This is a genomic window from Nostoc spongiaeforme FACHB-130, from assembly GCF_014698475.1.
Classification (GTDB): domain Bacteria; phylum Cyanobacteriota; class Cyanobacteriia; order Cyanobacteriales; family Nostocaceae; genus Nostoc_B; species Nostoc_B spongiaeforme.
On the sequence record NZ_JACJTB010000002.1, the window covers coordinates 179,701 to 198,061 of the forward strand.

The window sequence follows — 18,361 nt, forward strand, 5'->3', positions numbered from 1 at the left end:
CAAAGAGAATATCAGATCAGAACAGTTGGTGTAACCAAAAGAAGTTCGTAAACAGCGATCGCTTCATCCTTACCTTTTAACTTTACTGCTTGATCCACCAATTTTAATGAGAACAAATCTGGTTGAGATAAACTCTCAATCACTGCTTCTGTTACCAAAATTTTGCAGCCATATTGTTTAGTCAAGCCTTCAATGCGTGAGGCAATATTCACAGCATCACCAATGACTGTAGAATCAATGCGTCCAGTAAATCCGACTGTCCCCATGACTACTTCACCACGATGCAAGCCAATGCCAATGTTAATTTTTGGGAGTTCTTTTTGCATCCGTTCTTGATTAAACTGATCTAGGGCTTGCTGCATTAAAATTGCTGCTTTGAGTGCGCCATCAGTGTTGTCATCATCAAATAATGCCATGACAGCATCGCCAATATATTTATCAATAAACCCTCCTGAACGATCAATTACTTGCCCAATACAAGCTAGGTAGTCATTCAAAAATGTAAATATCTCGATTGGTGTCATCATTTCTGAAATGGAAGTGTAACCGCGAATGTCACAGAATAAAATTGTGATGTGGCGTGTGACTGCGATACCTACCTCAATATTTTCGATGCCTTGGGGTGCGATCGCTAAAATAAATTTATTCGGCACAAATAATTCAAAAGATTCTAAAGTTCTCTGTAATTTACTAAATGAACTTTGCAATGCAGCAGACATCTCATTAAACGATGTTGCTAATGCACCAATTTCATCTGCATTGGTAATTGCTGCCCGGTGTTGCAAATCTCCAGCTGCAATTTGAGCAGCACTAATTTGTAAACGACGAATTGGGTTACTCAAGCGTCTCGCCAGAATATATGCACACACCCAACTCACCAACAGCCCAATAGCACCGACTATTAATGCTTGATTGACTGCATTGGCGACAGCAAGGTTAACTTGGCGCAGAGACACACCTAAGCGTAAAGTGCCAATTTTTTCACCTGATAGCCGTGGAATAGATGAAGCTACTTCGATAATGCGATCGCCACGTTTCGCCCTGATATGATTAGCAAAGAGGATATCTGTTAATGCAAAAGTCTCAATAGAACTAGATTTTGGCGATGCTTTCTGCGCTGCATTGCTCACCTTCACAGGCACAATATCGGGAATGTATTGTCCTTGTAGATACTCAGGTGAAGCAGCAATAATCTGATTCTCCAGCCGTGCATCAGTTACCAAAATATAGACAAAATCCTCGTTTTCTCGCAGCATCACATTCAAGTTAAGACGCATTTGACTCCAGTTGCGCTCTTCTAGGTGATTAGCAAAGGTGGAAGTCCCCAACACCCTAGACATGAACCTGGCTTCATTCAATTTCTGCTCCCGGTAAAGGGTACTTTCAGTTTTTGCCCATACCAAAACAACTGCACCCACCAACGCCACACTTAATAGTGTTGTTGCAGTCATGATTCGGGTACGAATCGAGCGGAAACTAAATAATTTCATGGTGTAGTGGTTAATTCTTCTACAAATGTTACCCAGCGCGATTGGCTAATTTTGGCAGGACATTGAGAACTAAAAGCTAAAGTTACTGGGCCTCCCATCTTAGCGGGAATTAACTCGCGGCTTTCGCCCCAACGAGTTACTAGTAAAATATCGCACTTACTTAAATCTTTAGTAGTCAATCGTACTGGAGCATCATCATAAAATGGTGCTTTACCGCGAATTATGACTCCTCCCTGTTGGGGTAATGGTTCATTGAGGTGAGTGAAAATATCACGCAGCCTGACTCCAGAGAGTTTGATTTTGCCACTAGGCCAAGATATTCTGTAGCCGACTGTTTGCTCTAAGGTGATTTGCGATAATTGATCTAAAGTAGCTAAGTTAACTTGATGCTGATTAACTTGGAGTTTGACTGGTTCAGTCCCAACTACGATGTGACTGACATAAAATGCCCAATTCGCTGAGTCATACTTTTGCTTCAGTTGCGGATACTGAGTATAGGGAAAGACTAAATAAAGAGGCCCACCTTGAGTGCGGGCAATTGGTTGATTATTTTTAGCGATCGCCAACATAATTGGATATGTCAGCAAATCCTTGAGACTCAGGGTAGTTTGGTAAGAATCAAAGGAAACAAAAGTTACATCCGTAACATGACTGGCGACAGCAAATTGTTGTAAAAGTACCGCTACAGGCACACCCCGAAAATCAAAAATCTCGTTAGAATGCAGGATGTCTAGAGGATCAGTTGTTTTGAGATGATTGGTTGCTAAAGTTTGTAACTGCTGCCAATTGAAATTTAAAGATTCGCCAGTAGTCGTTTCACCTTGAATAACCAAATTCCACTGACTTTGCTGTGCTTTTTTAGTGTTATTTGCAACAATTTCCGCATTGCGAGCGATTGCTTCTTTGCGCCATACTTCCAGTTGTTTATCTGTTGGTTGGTTTGTGCAACCACCCACACAGACAATTGCGATGGTTAAAGGTATTAAGGCTAAGTTTTTCCACATTTTTAAGTGCTGAGTGCTGAGAATTACCCCCAGCGATTAGAAATCGCGGCTATACAGGCAAAACCCGCCTGCGCGGGTTAAAACCTTGATTTTTTATTAGTCCGCGCAGGCGGACTTAGTTTGTGTAGCCGCGACTTCCAGTCGCCCAGTGCAAGATATAAACGAGGTAATACAGTTTTACTCTGTGTGCCAAACTACTCTAGAAAAACTTAACTATCCTAAGTTTCTATAGCTGTAGCCAGACTCAGCAACGCCAGTTGCTACAACGGAGGGAACCTCCGCAACGCACTGGCTCCTCAGCACTTTGCTACAAGCAAAATTCAAGAGTCACAATAGAAGACGCGGACTGTCTATAAACAGTTATGCACTAAGTTAAGGAGATTATTATCTGTGGTGTTACAAATACAAACCAGCATCTACGAACCTAAAACCCAGGAAATTGCTAAACAACTCTTATCAGCTACCCAAGAAAATCGTTCGTTTTTAGCTTCCTTGCGCGACCAAATGCGCTGGGATGATAAATTACTTGCTTGGGCGATGAGTAATCCGGGTTTGCGGGTGCAACTTTTCCGCTTTATTGATACTTTGCCAGCGTTACGCAGTAAACCTGAAATTGCTGCCCATTTACAAGAATATTTAGGCGATGAAACTGTCGAATTACCAGCCGCCCTCAAGGGGATGTTAAATTTTGCTAACCCCGATTCGATGCCGGGACAAGTGGCTGCAACAACTGTCTCGACTGCGGTGGAAACTTTAGCACATAAATATATTGCTGGCGAAAATATTAAACAAGTCATCAAAACAGTTGAACGCCTGCGGAAAGAAAAAATGGCGTTCACAATTGATTTACTTGGCGAAGCTGTAATTACAGAAGTAGAGGCGCAGTCTTATCTAGAACGCTATCAAGAATTGATTGCCCAATTGGTAGAAGCATCAAAAAATTGGACGCATATTCCCGCAATTGATGAAGCAGATGGCGAAAGGCTGGCAAAAGTCCAAGTTTCTGTGAAATTAACCGCGTTTTATTCGCAATTTGACCCTTTAGATGCTAAAGGTAGTGAGGAAAGAGTTAGCGATCGCATTCGTAACTTATTACGTTATGCCAAAGAGTTAGGCGCAGCTATTCATTTTGATATGGAACAGTATGCGTATAAAGATTTAACTCTGAATATTTTGCAAAAGTTATTACTAGAAGATGAGTTTCGCCAACGCACAGATATAGGGATCACAATCCAAGCATACTTGCGTGATAGTGAGCAAGATGCCAGAAATGTGATTGCTTGGTTGAAACAGCGCGGATATCCTTTAACAATTCGCTTGGTGAAGGGTGCGTATTGGGATCAGGAAACTATTAAAGCAGCCCAGAAGCATTGGCCGCAACCTGTTTACAATGACAAGGTGGCGACTGATGCCAATTTTGAAGCGATAACTCAGTTGTTGCTGGAAAATCATCAATATGTCTATGCTGCCATTGGTAGTCATAACGTGCGATCGCAAGCACGGGCGATTGCGATAGCGGAAAGTTTAAAGGTTCCCCGCCGTTGTTTTGAAATGCAAGTTCTGTACGGGATGGGGGATAAATTAGCGAAGGCTTTGGTTGATCAGGGTTATCGGGTGAGGGTTTATTGTCCTTACGGGGAATTGTTACCGGGGATGGCGTATTTGATTCGGCGGTTGTTGGAGAATACGGCTAATAGTTCATTTTTGCGGCAGAATTTGGAGAATCGGCCTGTGGAGGAACTGCTTGCACCGCCGGATATATCTCGCGCAGAGGCGCAAAGTCGCAAAGAAGAGGAGGGGAGGTTTGTAGGTGCGGCGGATACTGATTATGCTGAGGAGGAGAGAAGGAGGAAGGCGGCGCTGGCTTTTGAGGGGGTGCGTCGGCAGTTTGGGAAGAGTTATCTACCTTTAATTAATGGGGAGTATGTGAATACTCTGGAGGTGATTGATTCTGTTAATCCTTCTAATTTTACTCAGGTGATTGGCAAGGTTGGCTTGATTAGTGTGGAACAGGCGGAACAGGCGATGCAGGCGGCGAAGGCGGCGTTTCCTGGGTGGAAGAAAACGCCTGTGAAGCAACGGGCTGATATTTTACGCAAGGCTGCGGATTTGCTGGAAGAACGCCGTGCGGAGTTGTCGGCTTGGATAGTTTTGGAGGTGGGTAAGCCTGTTAAGGAAGCTGACGCAGAGGTTTCAGAGGCGATAGATTTTTGTCGCTACTATGCTGATGAGATGGAACGGTTATCTCAAGGTGTTAATTATGACGTACCTGGAGAAACAAACCGTTATATCTACCAGTCACGGGGAATTGCGGTGGTGATTTCGCCTTGGAATTTCCCGTTGGCGATCGCCTGTGGAATGACTGTGGCTGCTTTGGTTACGGGTAATTGTACACTGCTGAAACCTGCGGAAACATCTTCGATTATTACTGCCAAACTCACAGAAATTTTGGTTGAGGCGGGGATTCCCAATGGTGTTTTTCAATACGTCCCCGGTAAGGGTTCCCAGGTTGGCGCTTACTTGGTGAGTCACCCTCATACTCATGTAATTGCTTTTACTGGTTCTCAAGAAGTGGGCTGTAGAATTTACGCAGAGGCAGCAACCCTAAAGCCTTTGCAAAGGCACATGAAGCGAGTAATTGCAGAGATGGGTGGCAAGAATGCCATCATCGTTGATGAAAGTGCTGATTTAGACCAAGCAGTTGTGGGGGTTGTGCAGTCAGCTTTTGGTTACAGTGGGCAGAAATGCTCGGCTTGTTCGCGGGTGGTGGTTGTCGAATCAATCTACGATACTTTTGTGGCGAGGTTAGTTGAGGCGACAAAATCTTTGAATATTGGCGAGGCTGAGTTACCTAGTACGCAGGTAGGGCCTGTGATTGATGCTAATGCCCGCGATCGCATCCGGGAGTATATTGAAAAGGGTAAAGCAGAAGCAAAACTAGCCCTAGAGTTACCATCTCCAGCCCAAGGTTATTTTATCGGCCCGGTTATCTTTAGTGAAGTTCCAGCCGATGGCATTATTGCTCAACAAGAAATATTTGGGCCTGTGTTAGCTGTAATTAAGGTGAGGGATTTTGCTGAAGCATTAAAAGTTGCTAACGGGACAAATTACGCCTTAACTGGCGGTTTGTATTCCCGCACACCTTCCCATATTCAACAAGCACAGGAAGAATTTGAAGTCGGTAACTTGTACATTAATAGGAATATTACAGGAGCGATCGTAGCTCGGCAACCCTTCGGCGGCTTCAAACTTTCTGGTGTCGGTTCTAAAGCAGGCGGCCCTGACTACTTGCTACAGTTCCTCGAACCGCGCACAATCACAGAAAATATTCAACGCCAAGGTTTTGCACCCATCGAAGGCGCAGAATAATCCTTGTAATTAGGGAAATTCAAATTCATTACTTCAAACAAGTTGATGAACAATGGAAAGGTTTTCGCCAACAAGTTTATAACTGGAATTGAGTGAATGAATTAAGCTACGCCAATTTTGTCACGGCTAGTAATAGCAAGTAATCGCTTTCCCACACACTGTTATGCTTTGTGTGGGGATATAAATTTAATTTTGAGCTTGTTTGTTTACGGATGGCGATCGCACAAAAAAACATCCATCAAATTAGTTGATTTGTATTACCATCGATAAAAGTAGCGCGAGAACAAATACGTCCGTTCTAAATCCCTCATTTCTTTCATAGTAGGAGTTAGAGGTCAGTTTTCCTCCTGTCTCCTGCCCTCTAACTCCTGCCTTCAAATGTAAACATGAGTATTATTCTTACCGACTACAGCCTCATTCAAGTTCTTGACGATAATACTAATACCTGTATTTATCGTGCCTACCAAGAATCAACACAAATATCGGTAATTATTAAAACTCTGAAAACTGAGTATCCTACAATCGAACAAATAACTCGCCTGAGATACGAGTATCAAATACTGCAATCTTTAGCAATAGAAGGAGTCATTCAACCTCTATTTTTAGAAAGTACACAAAATAAAATCGCACTGATTTTAGAAGACTTTACTGGCGAAACACTGCATAATTTTATTAGCACAAATAATTTAGAATTAACTCAAATTTTACAAATTGCAATTCAACTAGCCTTAACCTTATCTCAGTTACATCAAAATAATATTATTCATAAAGATATCCAACCCCATAATATTTTAATCAACCCCAATACCAATAAAATCAAAATTATCGACTTTAGTATTGCTTCATGCTTACATAGTGAAAATCCAACAATAAATAACATCAATTTGCTCGAAGGTAGTCTGGCTTATCTTTCACCCGAACAAACAGGGCGAATGAACCGTTTAATAGACTATCGTACTGATTTTTATTCTTTAGGTGTCACACTTTATCAAATGTTAGTTGGTAAACTGCCATTTGTAGCAAGTGACCCTTTAGAACTCATTCATTCTCATATTGCTAAAACTCCCATATCGCCTCAAGAATTAAATTCGCAAATTCCGGCAGCAGTATCTAATATTGTGCTGAAATTATTAGCTAAGACTGCTGAAGACAGATATCAAAACGCCTTGGGTTTAAAAGCGGATTTAGAATCATGTTTACATCAGCTACAAAAAACTGGTGAAATTACAGACTTGGTTATCGGTCAACTTGATTTAAACAGTCAATTTCTGATTCCGCAAAAACTTTATGGCCGTGAGCAAGAAGTTACTCAATTGATGAGTATTTTTGAGCGAGTCAGTTCAGGAATCACTGAGTTAACATTAATTAGTGGTTATTCAGGAATTGGTAAATCTTCCCTAGTTAATGAATTTTCCAAATCGATTATTCGCCACCGGAGTTATTTTATTGCAGGAAAATTTGACCAGTATAAACGTCATATACCTTATGCGGCATTCATCCAGGCTTTTCAAGAATTAATTCGGCAGATATTAACAGAAAATGCTGAAAAAATCACAAACTGGAAGATGAAAATCTTATCAGCAGTTGGGGTTTATGGGCAAGTAATCATTGATGTTATTCCTGATGTTGAAAAAATTATCGGTACTCAGCCAAAAATCCCATTATTAGGAATTAACGAAGCCCAAAACCGTTTTAATCGATTATTTCAACAATTTATTTATGTATTTTCCCAAACAGAACATCCTTTAGTAATTTTTCTAGATGACTTGCAGTGGGCAGATGTAGCATCTCTTAAGTTAATTCAACTACTCATCAGTGATATTGAGAGCAAATATTTATTACTCATGGGCGCATATCGTGATCATGAAGTCAATTTAACTCATCCCTTAATATTAACTCTCGCGGAAATCCAGAAAAATGGTGTAAATATCAATAAGATTGTACTTCAGCCCTTGAATATTATTCATGTTAAACAATTAGTTAGTGATACCTTGAGTATTTTTTCAGAAGATTCCCAAGAACTAGCTGATTTAGTTTTTCATAAAACCCAAGGTAATCCATTTTTTGTAACGCAATTACTCAAATCTCTGCATCAAGAAAATCTCTTGTTTTTTAATTTTGATATAGCTTGTTGGCAGTGGGATATCGAAACTATAAAAGATATTGACATTACCGATAATGTTATTGAATTGATGGTGAATCAAATTCAAAAATTATCACTGAGAACCCAAAAAATTTTACAACTAGCTGCTTGTATTGGCGATAAATTTAACTTAGATGTTTTGAGTATTGTGAATCAAAAATCTTGGGCAGAAACAGCTAAAGAACTTTGGGAAGCTTTACAAGCAGGCTTAATTTTACCTTTAGATTCGTCTTATAAAATACCTTTAGTTTTGACTGAAGAGCAAGTAGAACAGCAAATTAGCTATAAGTTTTTACATGATCGTGTACAGCAAGCATCTTATTCGCTAATTCCCGATGTTGAGAAAAAAATCACTCATTTTAGTATTGGTAGATTACTGTTACAAAAATTTTCACCAGAAGAACAGAAAGAGCATATTTTTTATTTAGTCAATCACCTCAACTATGGCATTGATTTGCTCACCTCAGATTGGGAAAGATATGAGTTAATAAAACTGAATTTGATAGCTGGAAAAAAAGCAAAAGACACTGCTGCTTATGAGTCTGCTATGGGCTATTTAAAGATAGGTTTAAGCCTTCTGAATAATTCTAGTTGGCATCAGCAGTATGAATTGACATTAAATTTACATCAACAAGCAGTAGAAGTAGCATTTCTGAGCGGTGACTTTGAGCAAATGGAGTCATTAGCAAAAGTTGTCTTACAACAAGCAAAAACCCAACTGGAAAAAGTGAAAGTTTATGAGTTGCAAATCAAAAGTTGTGAGGTACAAAGAAAATTAATAGCGGCGGTGCAGCTTGGTTTAGAAGTTTTGGAAATGTTGGGAATAAAACTCAAGCAAGTACCAACCGAGTTAGATATCCAGCAAGCTATTCAAGAAACCACAAATTATTTAGCAGAAAAACAAATTGAAGATTTAATTCATTCGCCTGCGGTGACAGATCATCATAAATTAGCAGCAATGAGGCTAATAGCAAGTTTAGTACCTGCGGCTTATCAATCTGCTCCGAAATTATTTATTTTGATGGCTTGTCAGCAAGTCAACTTATCTATTCAATATGGCAATACGCCATTTTCAGCCAGTGGTTTTGCTGATTTTGGCATAGTGTTTATTGGCTTATGCCAAGATATTGACGCTGCTTATCAAGTTGGACAATTAGCTTTAAATTTATTAGAACGTTTAGATACTTATGAAGTTAGAAGTCAAGTTTTATTTAAAGTTGCTACTTTCATAATTCATTGGAAACATCATGTCAAAGATACCTTACCACTTTTAGAAGCTGCTTACTTTAGTGGCTTAGAAACTGGGGATTTAGTACATACAGGATATTCAGCCAGTAAGAAGTGTCAATATGCCTATTGGAGTGGCGCAGAATTAACCAGTCTCGAACAGGAAATGGCAAGATATAGTAAGGCGATCGCACAAATTCACCAAGAGACTGCGCTAAAATGGCACCAAGTGTTTCATCAAGCTGTTTTGAATTTATTAGGATTATCAGAAAACCCTTGTCTGTTAATTGGTGAAGCTTACAACGAAGCAGAATTATTAGCAATTCATATCCAATCAAATGAGCGCACAATTATTCACTATGTGTTTCTCAATAAATTAATTTTGTGTTATCTCCTGGGAGATTTTCATCAAGCTGTAGAAAATGCCAGCAAAGCAGAACAGTATTTAGATGGAGTTACAGGATGGTTAAATGTGCCGTTATTCCATTTTTACGATTCTTTAGCACGACTGGCAATCTATCCATCGGCCACATCTGAGCATCAAAAGCTACTGCTAAATAAAGTCAATCATAATCAACAAAAAATGCAAACATGGGCGAGTTATGCGCCAATGAATTTTCAACATAAATATGAGCTTGTCGAAGCAGAAAAAGCTAGAGTTTTAGGGCAGTATTGGCAAGCAATGGCACATTATGACAAAGCTATTATGCAAGCGAAAGAGCAAGTATATATCCAAGAAGAAGCTCTTGCCAATGAACTAGCAGCAAAGTTTTATTTTGAAACTGGTAGAGATAAGCTAGCCCAGATTTATTTAATTGATGCTTACTATGGATATAGTAACTGGGGAGCCATAGCAAAATTGCGAGATTTGGAAGTTAGATATCCCCAAATTGTCGCGCGGCTGTCGGAACGGCAAATACCAAACTTAGGTAAAAATCAACTCATCAACTCTATCAATCACAATACAAGTGAAGCTTTTGATTTAGCAACAGTGATGAAAGCGGCTCAAGCACTTTCTGGCGAAATTGTTTTAGACAAATTACTCGCTAAATTAATGCAAATTCTCCTAGAGAATGCTGGTGCAGCCACAGGATATTTAATTTTAAATCAAGCAGATACTTTATTAATCGCCGCATCAGGTAGTTTTGATCAACCTGAAATTAATGTCCGTCAGTATACCCCTGTAGAATCAAGTGGAAATTTGCCCATATCCGTGATTAATTATGTTTATCGCACTGGGGAAAATGTAGTTCTCAGTGATGCCAATTGCGAAGGTGTATTTACCACTGATGATTATATTGTTAAGCATCAACCAAAGTCGATTTTATGTAGCCCAATTGTGAATCAAGGCAAGTTAATTGCCATACTTTACTTAGAAAATAAATTGATTGCTGGAGCATTTACGCCAGAACGATTAGAAGTTTTACAACTTTTATCATCACAAGCAGCAATTTCTTTAGAAAATGCCCGCCTTTATCATGATTTAGAAGAGTATAATCGGACATTAGAAACAAAAGTTAAAGAACGCACGCTGGAATTACAAGCAAAAAATTTTCAATTACAACAAGAAATTCAGGAACGCCAAAGAGCCGAAGAAGCAGCCGCATCTGCTAACCGTGCCAAGAGTGAATTTTTAGCTAATATGAGTCATGAACTGCGGACACCTTTAAATGGCATCTTAGGTTATACACAAATATTTCAAACAGATGCTTCTTTGAGTAGTCAACAGAGAAATGGTGTCAATATTATTCATCAGTGTGGTGAACATCTCTTAACACTGATTAATGATATTTTAGATATTTCTAAAATAGAAGCTCGGAAAATGGAGCTTGAGTTGAAAGAATTTAACTTTCCCGCATTTTTAGAAGGTATCGCCGAAATTTGCCATCTGCGGGCAGACATTAAAGGTATCGCTTTAGTTTATCAGCCGCTTGGTTATCTACCCAGGCGCATTCGGGGTGATGAAAAACGCTTACGGCAAGTTTTAATCAATTTATTAAGTAATGCGGTTAAATTTACAAAAAAAGGTAGGATAAATTTTAAAGTAGGTTATGTAAACCACGACGAAGACTGGATATTAAATGGAGAAGAACTTATTAGCCAATCTCCAACACCAAAAATTCGCTTTTTAGTAGAAGATACAGGAATTGGCATTGCTCATGAGCAATTAGAAGAAATATTTCTGCCCTTCAAACAAGCGGGTGAGGATAGTTTGAAGACGGAAGGAACCGGGTTAGGCTTATCAATTAGCCGTCAATTGGTGCAGATGATGGGTGGGGAGTTATGTGTCAAAAGTGAACTAGGTAAAGGCAGTATTTTTTGGCTAGATTTGGAACTTCCGGAAGTTGAGCAACAGTTGAATTTTGAAATTGAGCCACTTAATATTATTGGTTTTGCTGGCTGCAAACGCAAAATTTTAATTGTGGATGATAAATGGGAAAATCGCTCAGTGTTAGTCAATATTTTAGAGCCTTTGGGGTTTGAAATTTTGGCGGCAAGCGATGGTTTAGACTGTCTAGATAAAATACCTAATTTTCAACCAGATTTGATTTTGATGGATTTGGTGATGACGGGAATGGATGGTTTTGAAGCCACTCGACGCTTGCGATTGTTATCAAACTTTAAAGAAGTAGTAGTAATTGCTGTCTCAGCTAGTGTATTTGAGTTTAATCAACAAGAAAGCCGCAAAGTTGGGTGTGATGACTTTCTCGCAAAACCGATTCAAAGAGCCAAACTTTTAGAAAAGTTACAAGTTCACTTGGGATTAACATGGGTGTATGAAGACAAGGTAAGAAAGATAAAGGATGCACAAAAAAGTTCAATTGATCCTTTACAATTAACATCTCAGGCTTCGATTGTGCCTCCCTCAGCAGATGAACTGACGATTTTGCTAGATTTAGCTATGCGGGGTGACTTAAGAAGTATTGCTGAAAGAACGCAAAAACTACAAGAAAAAAGTGAGGAGTTACAACCTTTTGCTATTCGTTTATATCAACTGGCTAAAGGTTTTAAAGGGAAACAAATATTGGAGTTTCTCCAAAAGTATTCTGAGGCTTTATGAAAAATGATTTTAATAAATCCGGTGTCATTCTAATTGTTGATGACACTCCCATCAATTTAGAAATGTTATTTGATTTTTTAGGCACGGCCGGATTTACAGTATTAATTGCTGAGGATGGTGAAAGTGCGATCGCTATAGCAGAATATGGTAAGCCCGACTTAATTTTGTTAGATATCCTCATGCCGGGAATTGATGGTTTTGAAACTTGTCGTCGTCTAAAAATGCAGGAATCAACCCAAGATATTCCCGTGATTTTCATGACAGCACTTTCGGAAACTGTTGATAAAATCAAAGGCTTTGAATTGGGTGCCGTTGATTACCTCACCAAACCACTTCAACACCAAGAAGTGTTGGCAAGAATTCAACTGCATCTCAAGTTACGCACTCTCACCAAAACATTACAAGAGCAGAATTTACGTTTGGAAGCCGAAATTGCGGAACGTTTGCAAGTTGAAGAAAAAATCCGCGAACAAGCAGCTTTGCTAGATGTGACTAGCGATGCAATTATCGTGAAAGATTTTAATAATCAAATTTGTTTTTGGAACCAAGGCGCTGAAAATTTGTATGGCTGGAAAGCCGGCGAAGTTATTGGTGAGAATGTCAATCAAATTTTGTATACACCAGAGACTTTATCGCAAGTCCAAAACATTTATGCAAGTATAGCTGAGTCTGGATTTTGGCAAGGAGAATTAAACCAAGTTAACAAACAAGGACAAAATGTAATTGTGGCGAGTCGTTGGACATTAATGTGCGATCGCCATAACCAACCTAAATCAATTTTGACCGTTAATACTGATATTACCGAAAAAAAATATTTAGAAAATCAAATTCTCCGCGCTCAACGTTTAGAAAGCATCGGCACACTAGCTAGTGGTATAGCTCACGATTTAAACAATATTTTGACACCGATTTTAACAGCCGCACAATTACTACAACTCAAACTGCCCGATACTAACGAGCGCAATCAACAAATGTTGAAAACTATCGAAGCTAATTCTAAACGCGGCGCAGCTTTAGTGAAACAAGTTTTACAATTTGCACGGGGAGTAGATGGTCAACGTACCATTGTGCAAGTAAACCATTTATGCTCAGAAATTCAACAAATTGTCCAAGAGACTTTTCCCAAATCCATTGAATTAACAACTCAGATTCAGCCCGGACTTTGGGCTGTAATTGGAGATGCAACCCACCTCCATCAACTGCTGATGAATTTAGTAGTTAACGCTCGTGATGCCATGCCCAGAGGCGGTAGTATCAAAATTTCTGCATCAAATCTGTTAGTAGATGAACAGTATGCGCGGATGAATTTAGATGCGCGGGTTGGCGCTTATATTGTGGTGACGATTGCAGACACAGGTGTGGGAATGCCACCAGAGATTATTGATAGAATTTTTGAGCCATTTTTCACCACCAAAGAAATTGGGAAAGGTACTGGATTAGGTTTATCTACTGTGAGAGGTATCATTCAAAGTCATGGTGGTTTTGTGAATGTTTGTAGTCAAGTTGGTAGGGGTACAGAATTTAAAATTTTCTTACCAGCCGTGGAGGTAGCAAATCCACTCCTGGAGGAAGACTTAGATTTATTTAAAGGTAACGGAGAATTAATTTTAGTAGTTGATGATGAAAATGGAATTTTAGAAACTACCAAAATTTCCTTAGAGACCTACAACTACAGAGTATTAACCGCTACTAATGGTGTTGAAGCGATCGCTCTTTATGCTCAACACGAAGACGAAATTAGCTTAGTGTTGATGGATATGATGATGCCTTCAATGGATGGTGCTACGGCTATTAGTACTTTGCAAAAAATGAACTCTCAAGTCAAGGTGATTGCTGTTAGTGGTTTGACAGCTAGTAGTAAATTAACCAAGTTATCTGGGGTGAAAAAGTTTATTTCTAAGCCTTATACAACTAAGGATTTATTGCAAACCTTACACACCGCTTTGGTACAGGAATCTAGACACCCAGAGAGTGTGGCTAAATCTTAGATATAGCCGGAGGCAGAAGTCAGGAGGTAGGAGGAAAGTGCTTAGTAATTAATTATTTTCCCCCTTGAAAGCTGCACCCCGCCCCTTCCTTGCCTCTTAACTAGACTGTCGCCAGTGTGTAGGGGGTTCAAGATCATCAGGTAGCCGGGTTGTGCGATCGCCTACTGCCATGCCAATCTGTTGTGAGTCTAAATTTTTCGCACCTGTGAGAATTGCACCTTCTAATTTGACATCGCACAAATTTGTGCCGAATAAATTCGCGCCGATGAGGTTGGCTTTAGATAAATTCGCCTCATACAAAATTGCCCGATTCAAGTTTGCACCCATCAGGTTGGCTTGATATAAATCAGCTTCTGTTAAACTCGCTTCGGTGAGGTTCGCAAAAAAGACTTCTGTTTGCTGGAGTTTGGCAGCATTTAAATTTGCTCCAGACAAGTTAGCACCATTCAAGTTGGCTCCTTGTAAGTTCGCGCCAATTAATCCGGCTAAATGCAAGTTAGCTTTACCCAGCTTTGCTCCTTGTAAATTAGCCAAAAACAGCTTTGCACCAGCGAGGTTAGCAACTTTCAATGTTGCCTGTTGTAAGTTAGCTTTATAAAGGTTTGCTCCTTGTAAGTTAGCTGTACGCAGACTTGCACTTTGTAGGTTAGCAGCTCGTAAGTTTGCGCCATAAAGGTTAGCACGATTCAAGGTTGCCCCTTGTAAATTAGCTTCCCGCAGGTTGGCTTTTTGTAAATTGGTTTCGTAGAGAATTGAGCGCACTAGTTTGGCACTGTTGAGGTTAGCTCCCGAAAGGTTAGCACCGCGTAAATCTGCACCAGAAAGATCCGCACCACGTAAATCTGCCCTTTCTAAATTAGCTCCGAGTAAATCGGCTCGTCTAATATCTATGTTGCGTAAATCTAATTTTTGACTTTCTAACTCTAATAGGGAATTACGTCTACCAATGATTGTCAGTGCGGCTTGGACATCCCGCCGAATTTTGGGTGCGCCTTCACTGTTGTGTTTGGTTGTCAGTACCCGACTTTTGGGTTTACCCCAATATATTGGCTGTGCATCTTCTTCTTTGAAGAGTTCGCCTTCTGTGGGAATGCCTGTATTCTCCCGCACAAACGCCGCCAGGATTTCCATGATTGTCCAGTGTTCCTTAGGAAAATCCTGGGCAATGCGTTCTAACACATAAATTGCACCAATGCGCGTTTCAATTCTGTCATGACCAAGCTGCGTAATAGCAGCCATAAATCTATCTGCAATCAATCTGTCTTGGGAGATTTGCGTATTTTGCAGACTCACTTCGACATTCTTTTCGGAGGCGATCGCATTTTTTTGCATTGCCTCGGCTCGTTTACCCGCATAATAGGCATTAACCATCACTGCCAGTCCTAAAAACATAATTGCAGTTGTTGTTAATGCTTGCGTTCTGTATTGTATTTGCTGCGAAATTGATAAATCCTTTTTATTGGAGGCAGCAAATACAATTATATTCAGCGCCAGCGCGAATACAACTGTTGTACCTATCAACCAACGCAACATTTTGTCTGTCTTATTTGCAGACATAGGAATTAGATTCCTCACATTACAGAATTATTACTTAGATATTGGGATGAGTATAACATTTTGCTCAAGAGTTGAATAGGAAATTACGGATTTTTATTGATATTACTTTGATATTTAAAATTGTCTTTGTAATGATATTGTGACAACCCCAGAAACAATCTTGAATATTTGCGGAAAATTTAGTAGTTTTTCACTCTGATTCAGTACCATTATCTATACTTGTACTGCCATAAATTAATAGTAATATTGCAGAATCTATTCTATATTCAGTGTGAATTGTATCTATCCGGAAAATTTTGCTTCTCGGAAATTAGCTCCCTCAAGTATGGCATCTTGCAGATTAGTTTGAGACAAATTAGCGAGATAAAAGTTCGCTTTGGTTAAATTTGCTTTGGCGAGATTTGCTCCAGACAAGTTAGCCGCACTGATAATTGCTTCCGCAAGATTTGCACCCACTAAGTTAGCCTGTGATAAGTTAGCAGCACAGAGAATTGCACCACTGAGATTTGCCCCCGCCAGATTCATTCCTGATAAATTAGCTTGGTAGAGATTTACACCTGCAAGGTTTCCACCACTGAGATTTGCTCCACGTAAATCTGTATAACTCAAGTCGAGTTGTTCAGATGCTAAAGATTTTGGGGTGTCAGTTTTTGTGAGTATTTGCAACGCAGCTTGAATATCTGGATGAATTTTGGATGATGACTGACTTTTAACTTCCTGGTTTGTTCTGTAAAGGGAATTTTGCCGCACAAAAGCCGTGATAACTTCCATAATCTCCCAATTCTCTTGTCCATGATAATTGGCTAATTTTTCGAGTTCGGTAATTCCCTGTAATTTGATATCTAATGTTTGATGATGTAGCTTCTCTACTGCTACTTGCAAACGTTTTTTGAAGCTTTTTTGTGAGGTATGTTGCTGTTTATCTTGACAGTTAATTATCCCCAAAATGATATCAATAAATAAATTTTTATTAACTGTAATATTTTTTGCCGGATGTTTAAAAATACTGATGCGAGTAAACATTTTTTAAGATTTCAAAAAGATATGGTTGTGTTTTATTCTCTAAAATCAGTAAAAATTCGTCATTAGTAAATATAATGATTATTTCAAGTCAAAAATGATAAAATATCACTACGTCTAGAGGCATAAATTCACGTCAATACTTTGAAGATTAGTTGTATTTTTCAGTACAGATACTTTATTAGTAGAACCTATATCAATGGGCGCTTGGCGGGTTGGTTCTTGGTTGCTGTGGCAAATGCACCTGTTTTTGACTCGCGTGAAAGTGTGTAACAACAGTTGGCGATAAAGTCAGAAATTATTTAATTAAGGAATTAATATTGAGTCTTTCTGATATTGATATAGAACTTATACTTTTTGGTAAATGGCGTATTAACAGCGAGTGGGAAAAAGCTAGTTTTGTACGCTTGCCAGCAAATCATGATAATATGATTGTTTTACTTTTACCTAAGTTCAAGGTAATACATTTATCTACGTAATATTTCTGAGATAAAAATATGCCGAAAAAAGCACTTATTTGTGGAGTGTCAGGTCAAGATGGGGCTTATTTAGCAGAGTTACTCTTAAACAAGGGATACATTGTCTGTGGAACTTCACGGGACGCGCAGATGTCATCGTTTAATAATTTAGTGCGCTTGGGCATCCGTGATCAAATTAAATTGGCTTCTGTGGCTTTGACTGATTTTCGTAGTGTCTTGCAGGTTTTGACAAAAATTCAGCCAGATGAAGTTTACAACCTAGCTGGACAAAGTTCTGTAGGTTTATCTTTTGAACAACCAGTAGAAACTTTAGAGAGTATCGCTACTGGGACTTTGAATTTATTAGAAGCGATTCGTTTTATTGGTGCGCCGATTAAACTTTATAATGCTGGTTCTAGTGAATGTTTTGGGAACACGGGTGAACAGCCAGCAGATGAAAATACACCATTTCGTCCACGCAGTCCCTATGGTGTGGCTAAAGCTACGGCTTTTTGGGAAGTCGCTAATTACAGAGAAGCTTATGGCTTATTTGCTTGTTCTGGTATTTTATACAACCATGAGTCGCCGTTAAGACCAGAAAGATTTGTAACTCAGAAAATTATTTCTGGTGCTTGTCGTATTGCTAAAGGTGAGCAGAATCACCTTTATTTAGGTAATATCTCCGTTCAACGTGACTGGGGTTGGGCTCCTGAATATGTTGAGGCAATGTATTTAATGTTACAACAAAATGAACCAGATGATTATGTAATTGCAACTGGCAAGACATCAAAATTAGAAGACTTTGTAGCAGAGGCTTTTGCTTGTTTAGGATTAGATTGGCAGGAATATGTAACTACTGATGGTAGTTTATTACGACCTACTGATATTGTAATTGGCAGAGGCAATCCAGTAAAAGCAGAAGAAAAGTTGGGATGGCAAGCACAATATACAATGAAAGATGTAGTGCGAATGATGATAGAAGATAAGCAAAAAGATTATTTGTAATTTTGAGCAGCTGCACTTTATAAATTTTGTAGAGATGTT

At 39.2% G+C, this 18,361-nt stretch carries 8 protein-coding genes; 4 read left to right on the top strand and 4 right to left on the bottom strand.

The features are described from left to right. Positions 1-11: 11 nt before the first annotated feature. Both H6G74_RS03035 and H6G74_RS03040 read right to left on the bottom strand, forming a co-directional pair. Positions 12-1,490: an adenylate/guanylate cyclase domain-containing protein gene (locus tag H6G74_RS03035; RefSeq protein ID WP_190966252.1), complete on the bottom strand. Its 1,479-nt coding sequence runs from the start codon at positions 1,488-1,490 to the stop codon at positions 12-14. Then, positions 1,487-2,494 carry a molybdopterin-dependent oxidoreductase gene (locus H6G74_RS03040; protein WP_190966253.1) on the bottom strand — a complete coding sequence of 336 codons (1,008 nt, stop codon included), beginning with the start codon at positions 2,492-2,494 and terminating at the stop codon, positions 1,487-1,489. The genes H6G74_RS03035 and H6G74_RS03040 overlap by 4 nt, the downstream gene beginning before the upstream one ends. A 390-nt stretch (positions 2,495-2,884) precedes the next feature. Here H6G74_RS03040 and pruA point away from each other — a divergent pair, with 390 nt between their 5' ends. The 3 genes from pruA to H6G74_RS03055 all read left to right on the top strand — a co-directional run bounded on the left by pruA (position 2,885) and on the right by H6G74_RS03055 (position 14,282). After that, positions 2,885-5,863, top strand: coding sequence for an L-glutamate gamma-semialdehyde dehydrogenase (pruA, locus tag H6G74_RS03045; protein WP_190966254.1), 2,979 nt, complete (start codon positions 2,885-2,887; stop codon positions 5,861-5,863). Positions 5,864-6,249: 386 nt separating this feature from the next. Beyond that, on the top strand, positions 6,250-12,294 hold the full coding sequence (locus H6G74_RS03050; RefSeq protein WP_190966255.1) for a hybrid sensor histidine kinase/response regulator: 6,045 nt from the start codon (positions 6,250-6,252) through the stop codon (positions 12,292-12,294). Further along, entirely contained in the window at positions 12,291-14,282 is a 1,992-nt protein-coding gene (locus H6G74_RS03055) for an ATP-binding response regulator (protein ID WP_190966256.1), read from the top strand. Before H6G74_RS03050 ends, H6G74_RS03055 begins: the two co-directional genes overlap by 4 nt. A 96-nt stretch (positions 14,283-14,378) precedes the next feature. Here H6G74_RS03055 and H6G74_RS03060 read toward each other — a convergent pair whose 3' ends face one another. Both H6G74_RS03060 and H6G74_RS03065 read right to left on the bottom strand, forming a co-directional pair. Further along, positions 14,379-15,839 carry a pentapeptide repeat-containing protein gene (locus H6G74_RS03060; protein WP_190966257.1) on the bottom strand — a complete coding sequence of 487 codons (1,461 nt, stop codon included), beginning with the start codon at positions 15,837-15,839 and terminating at the stop codon, positions 14,379-14,381. 282 nt (positions 15,840-16,121) lie between these two features. Beyond that, positions 16,122-16,862, bottom strand: coding sequence for a pentapeptide repeat-containing protein (locus H6G74_RS03065; RefSeq protein ID WP_190966258.1), 741 nt, complete (start codon positions 16,860-16,862; stop codon positions 16,122-16,124). A 494-nt stretch (positions 16,863-17,356) separates the two neighbouring features. Between H6G74_RS03065 and H6G74_RS03070 the strand changes: the two genes are divergently transcribed. After that, entirely contained in the window at positions 17,357-18,322 is a 966-nt protein-coding gene (locus H6G74_RS03070) for a GDP-mannose 4,6-dehydratase (protein WP_190966259.1), read from the top strand. The last annotated feature ends 39 nt before the right edge of the window (positions 18,323-18,361 follow it).

Excerpts from the sequence above, each read along its gene's own strand:
- H6G74_RS03055 (WP_190966256.1), top strand. The coding sequence starts at position 12,291 with ATGAAAAATGATTTTAATAAATCCGGTGTCATTCTAATTGTTGATGAC.
- H6G74_RS03065 (WP_190966258.1), bottom strand. The coding sequence starts at position 16,862 with ATGTTTACTCGCATCAGTATTTTTAAACATCCGGCAAAAAATATTACA.
- H6G74_RS03060 (WP_190966257.1), bottom strand. The coding sequence starts at position 15,839 with ATGTCTGCAAATAAGACAGACAAAATGTTGCGTTGGTTGATAGGTACA.
- H6G74_RS03035 (WP_190966252.1), bottom strand. The coding sequence starts at position 1,490 with ATGAAATTATTTAGTTTCCGCTCGATTCGTACCCGAATCATGACTGCA.
- H6G74_RS03040 (WP_190966253.1), bottom strand. The coding sequence starts at position 2,494 with ATGTGGAAAAACTTAGCCTTAATACCTTTAACCATCGCAATTGTCTGT.
- H6G74_RS03070 (WP_190966259.1), top strand. The coding sequence starts at position 17,357 with ATGCCGAAAAAAGCACTTATTTGTGGAGTGTCAGGTCAAGATGGGGCT.
- H6G74_RS03050 (WP_190966255.1), top strand. The coding sequence starts at position 6,250 with ATGAGTATTATTCTTACCGACTACAGCCTCATTCAAGTTCTTGACGAT.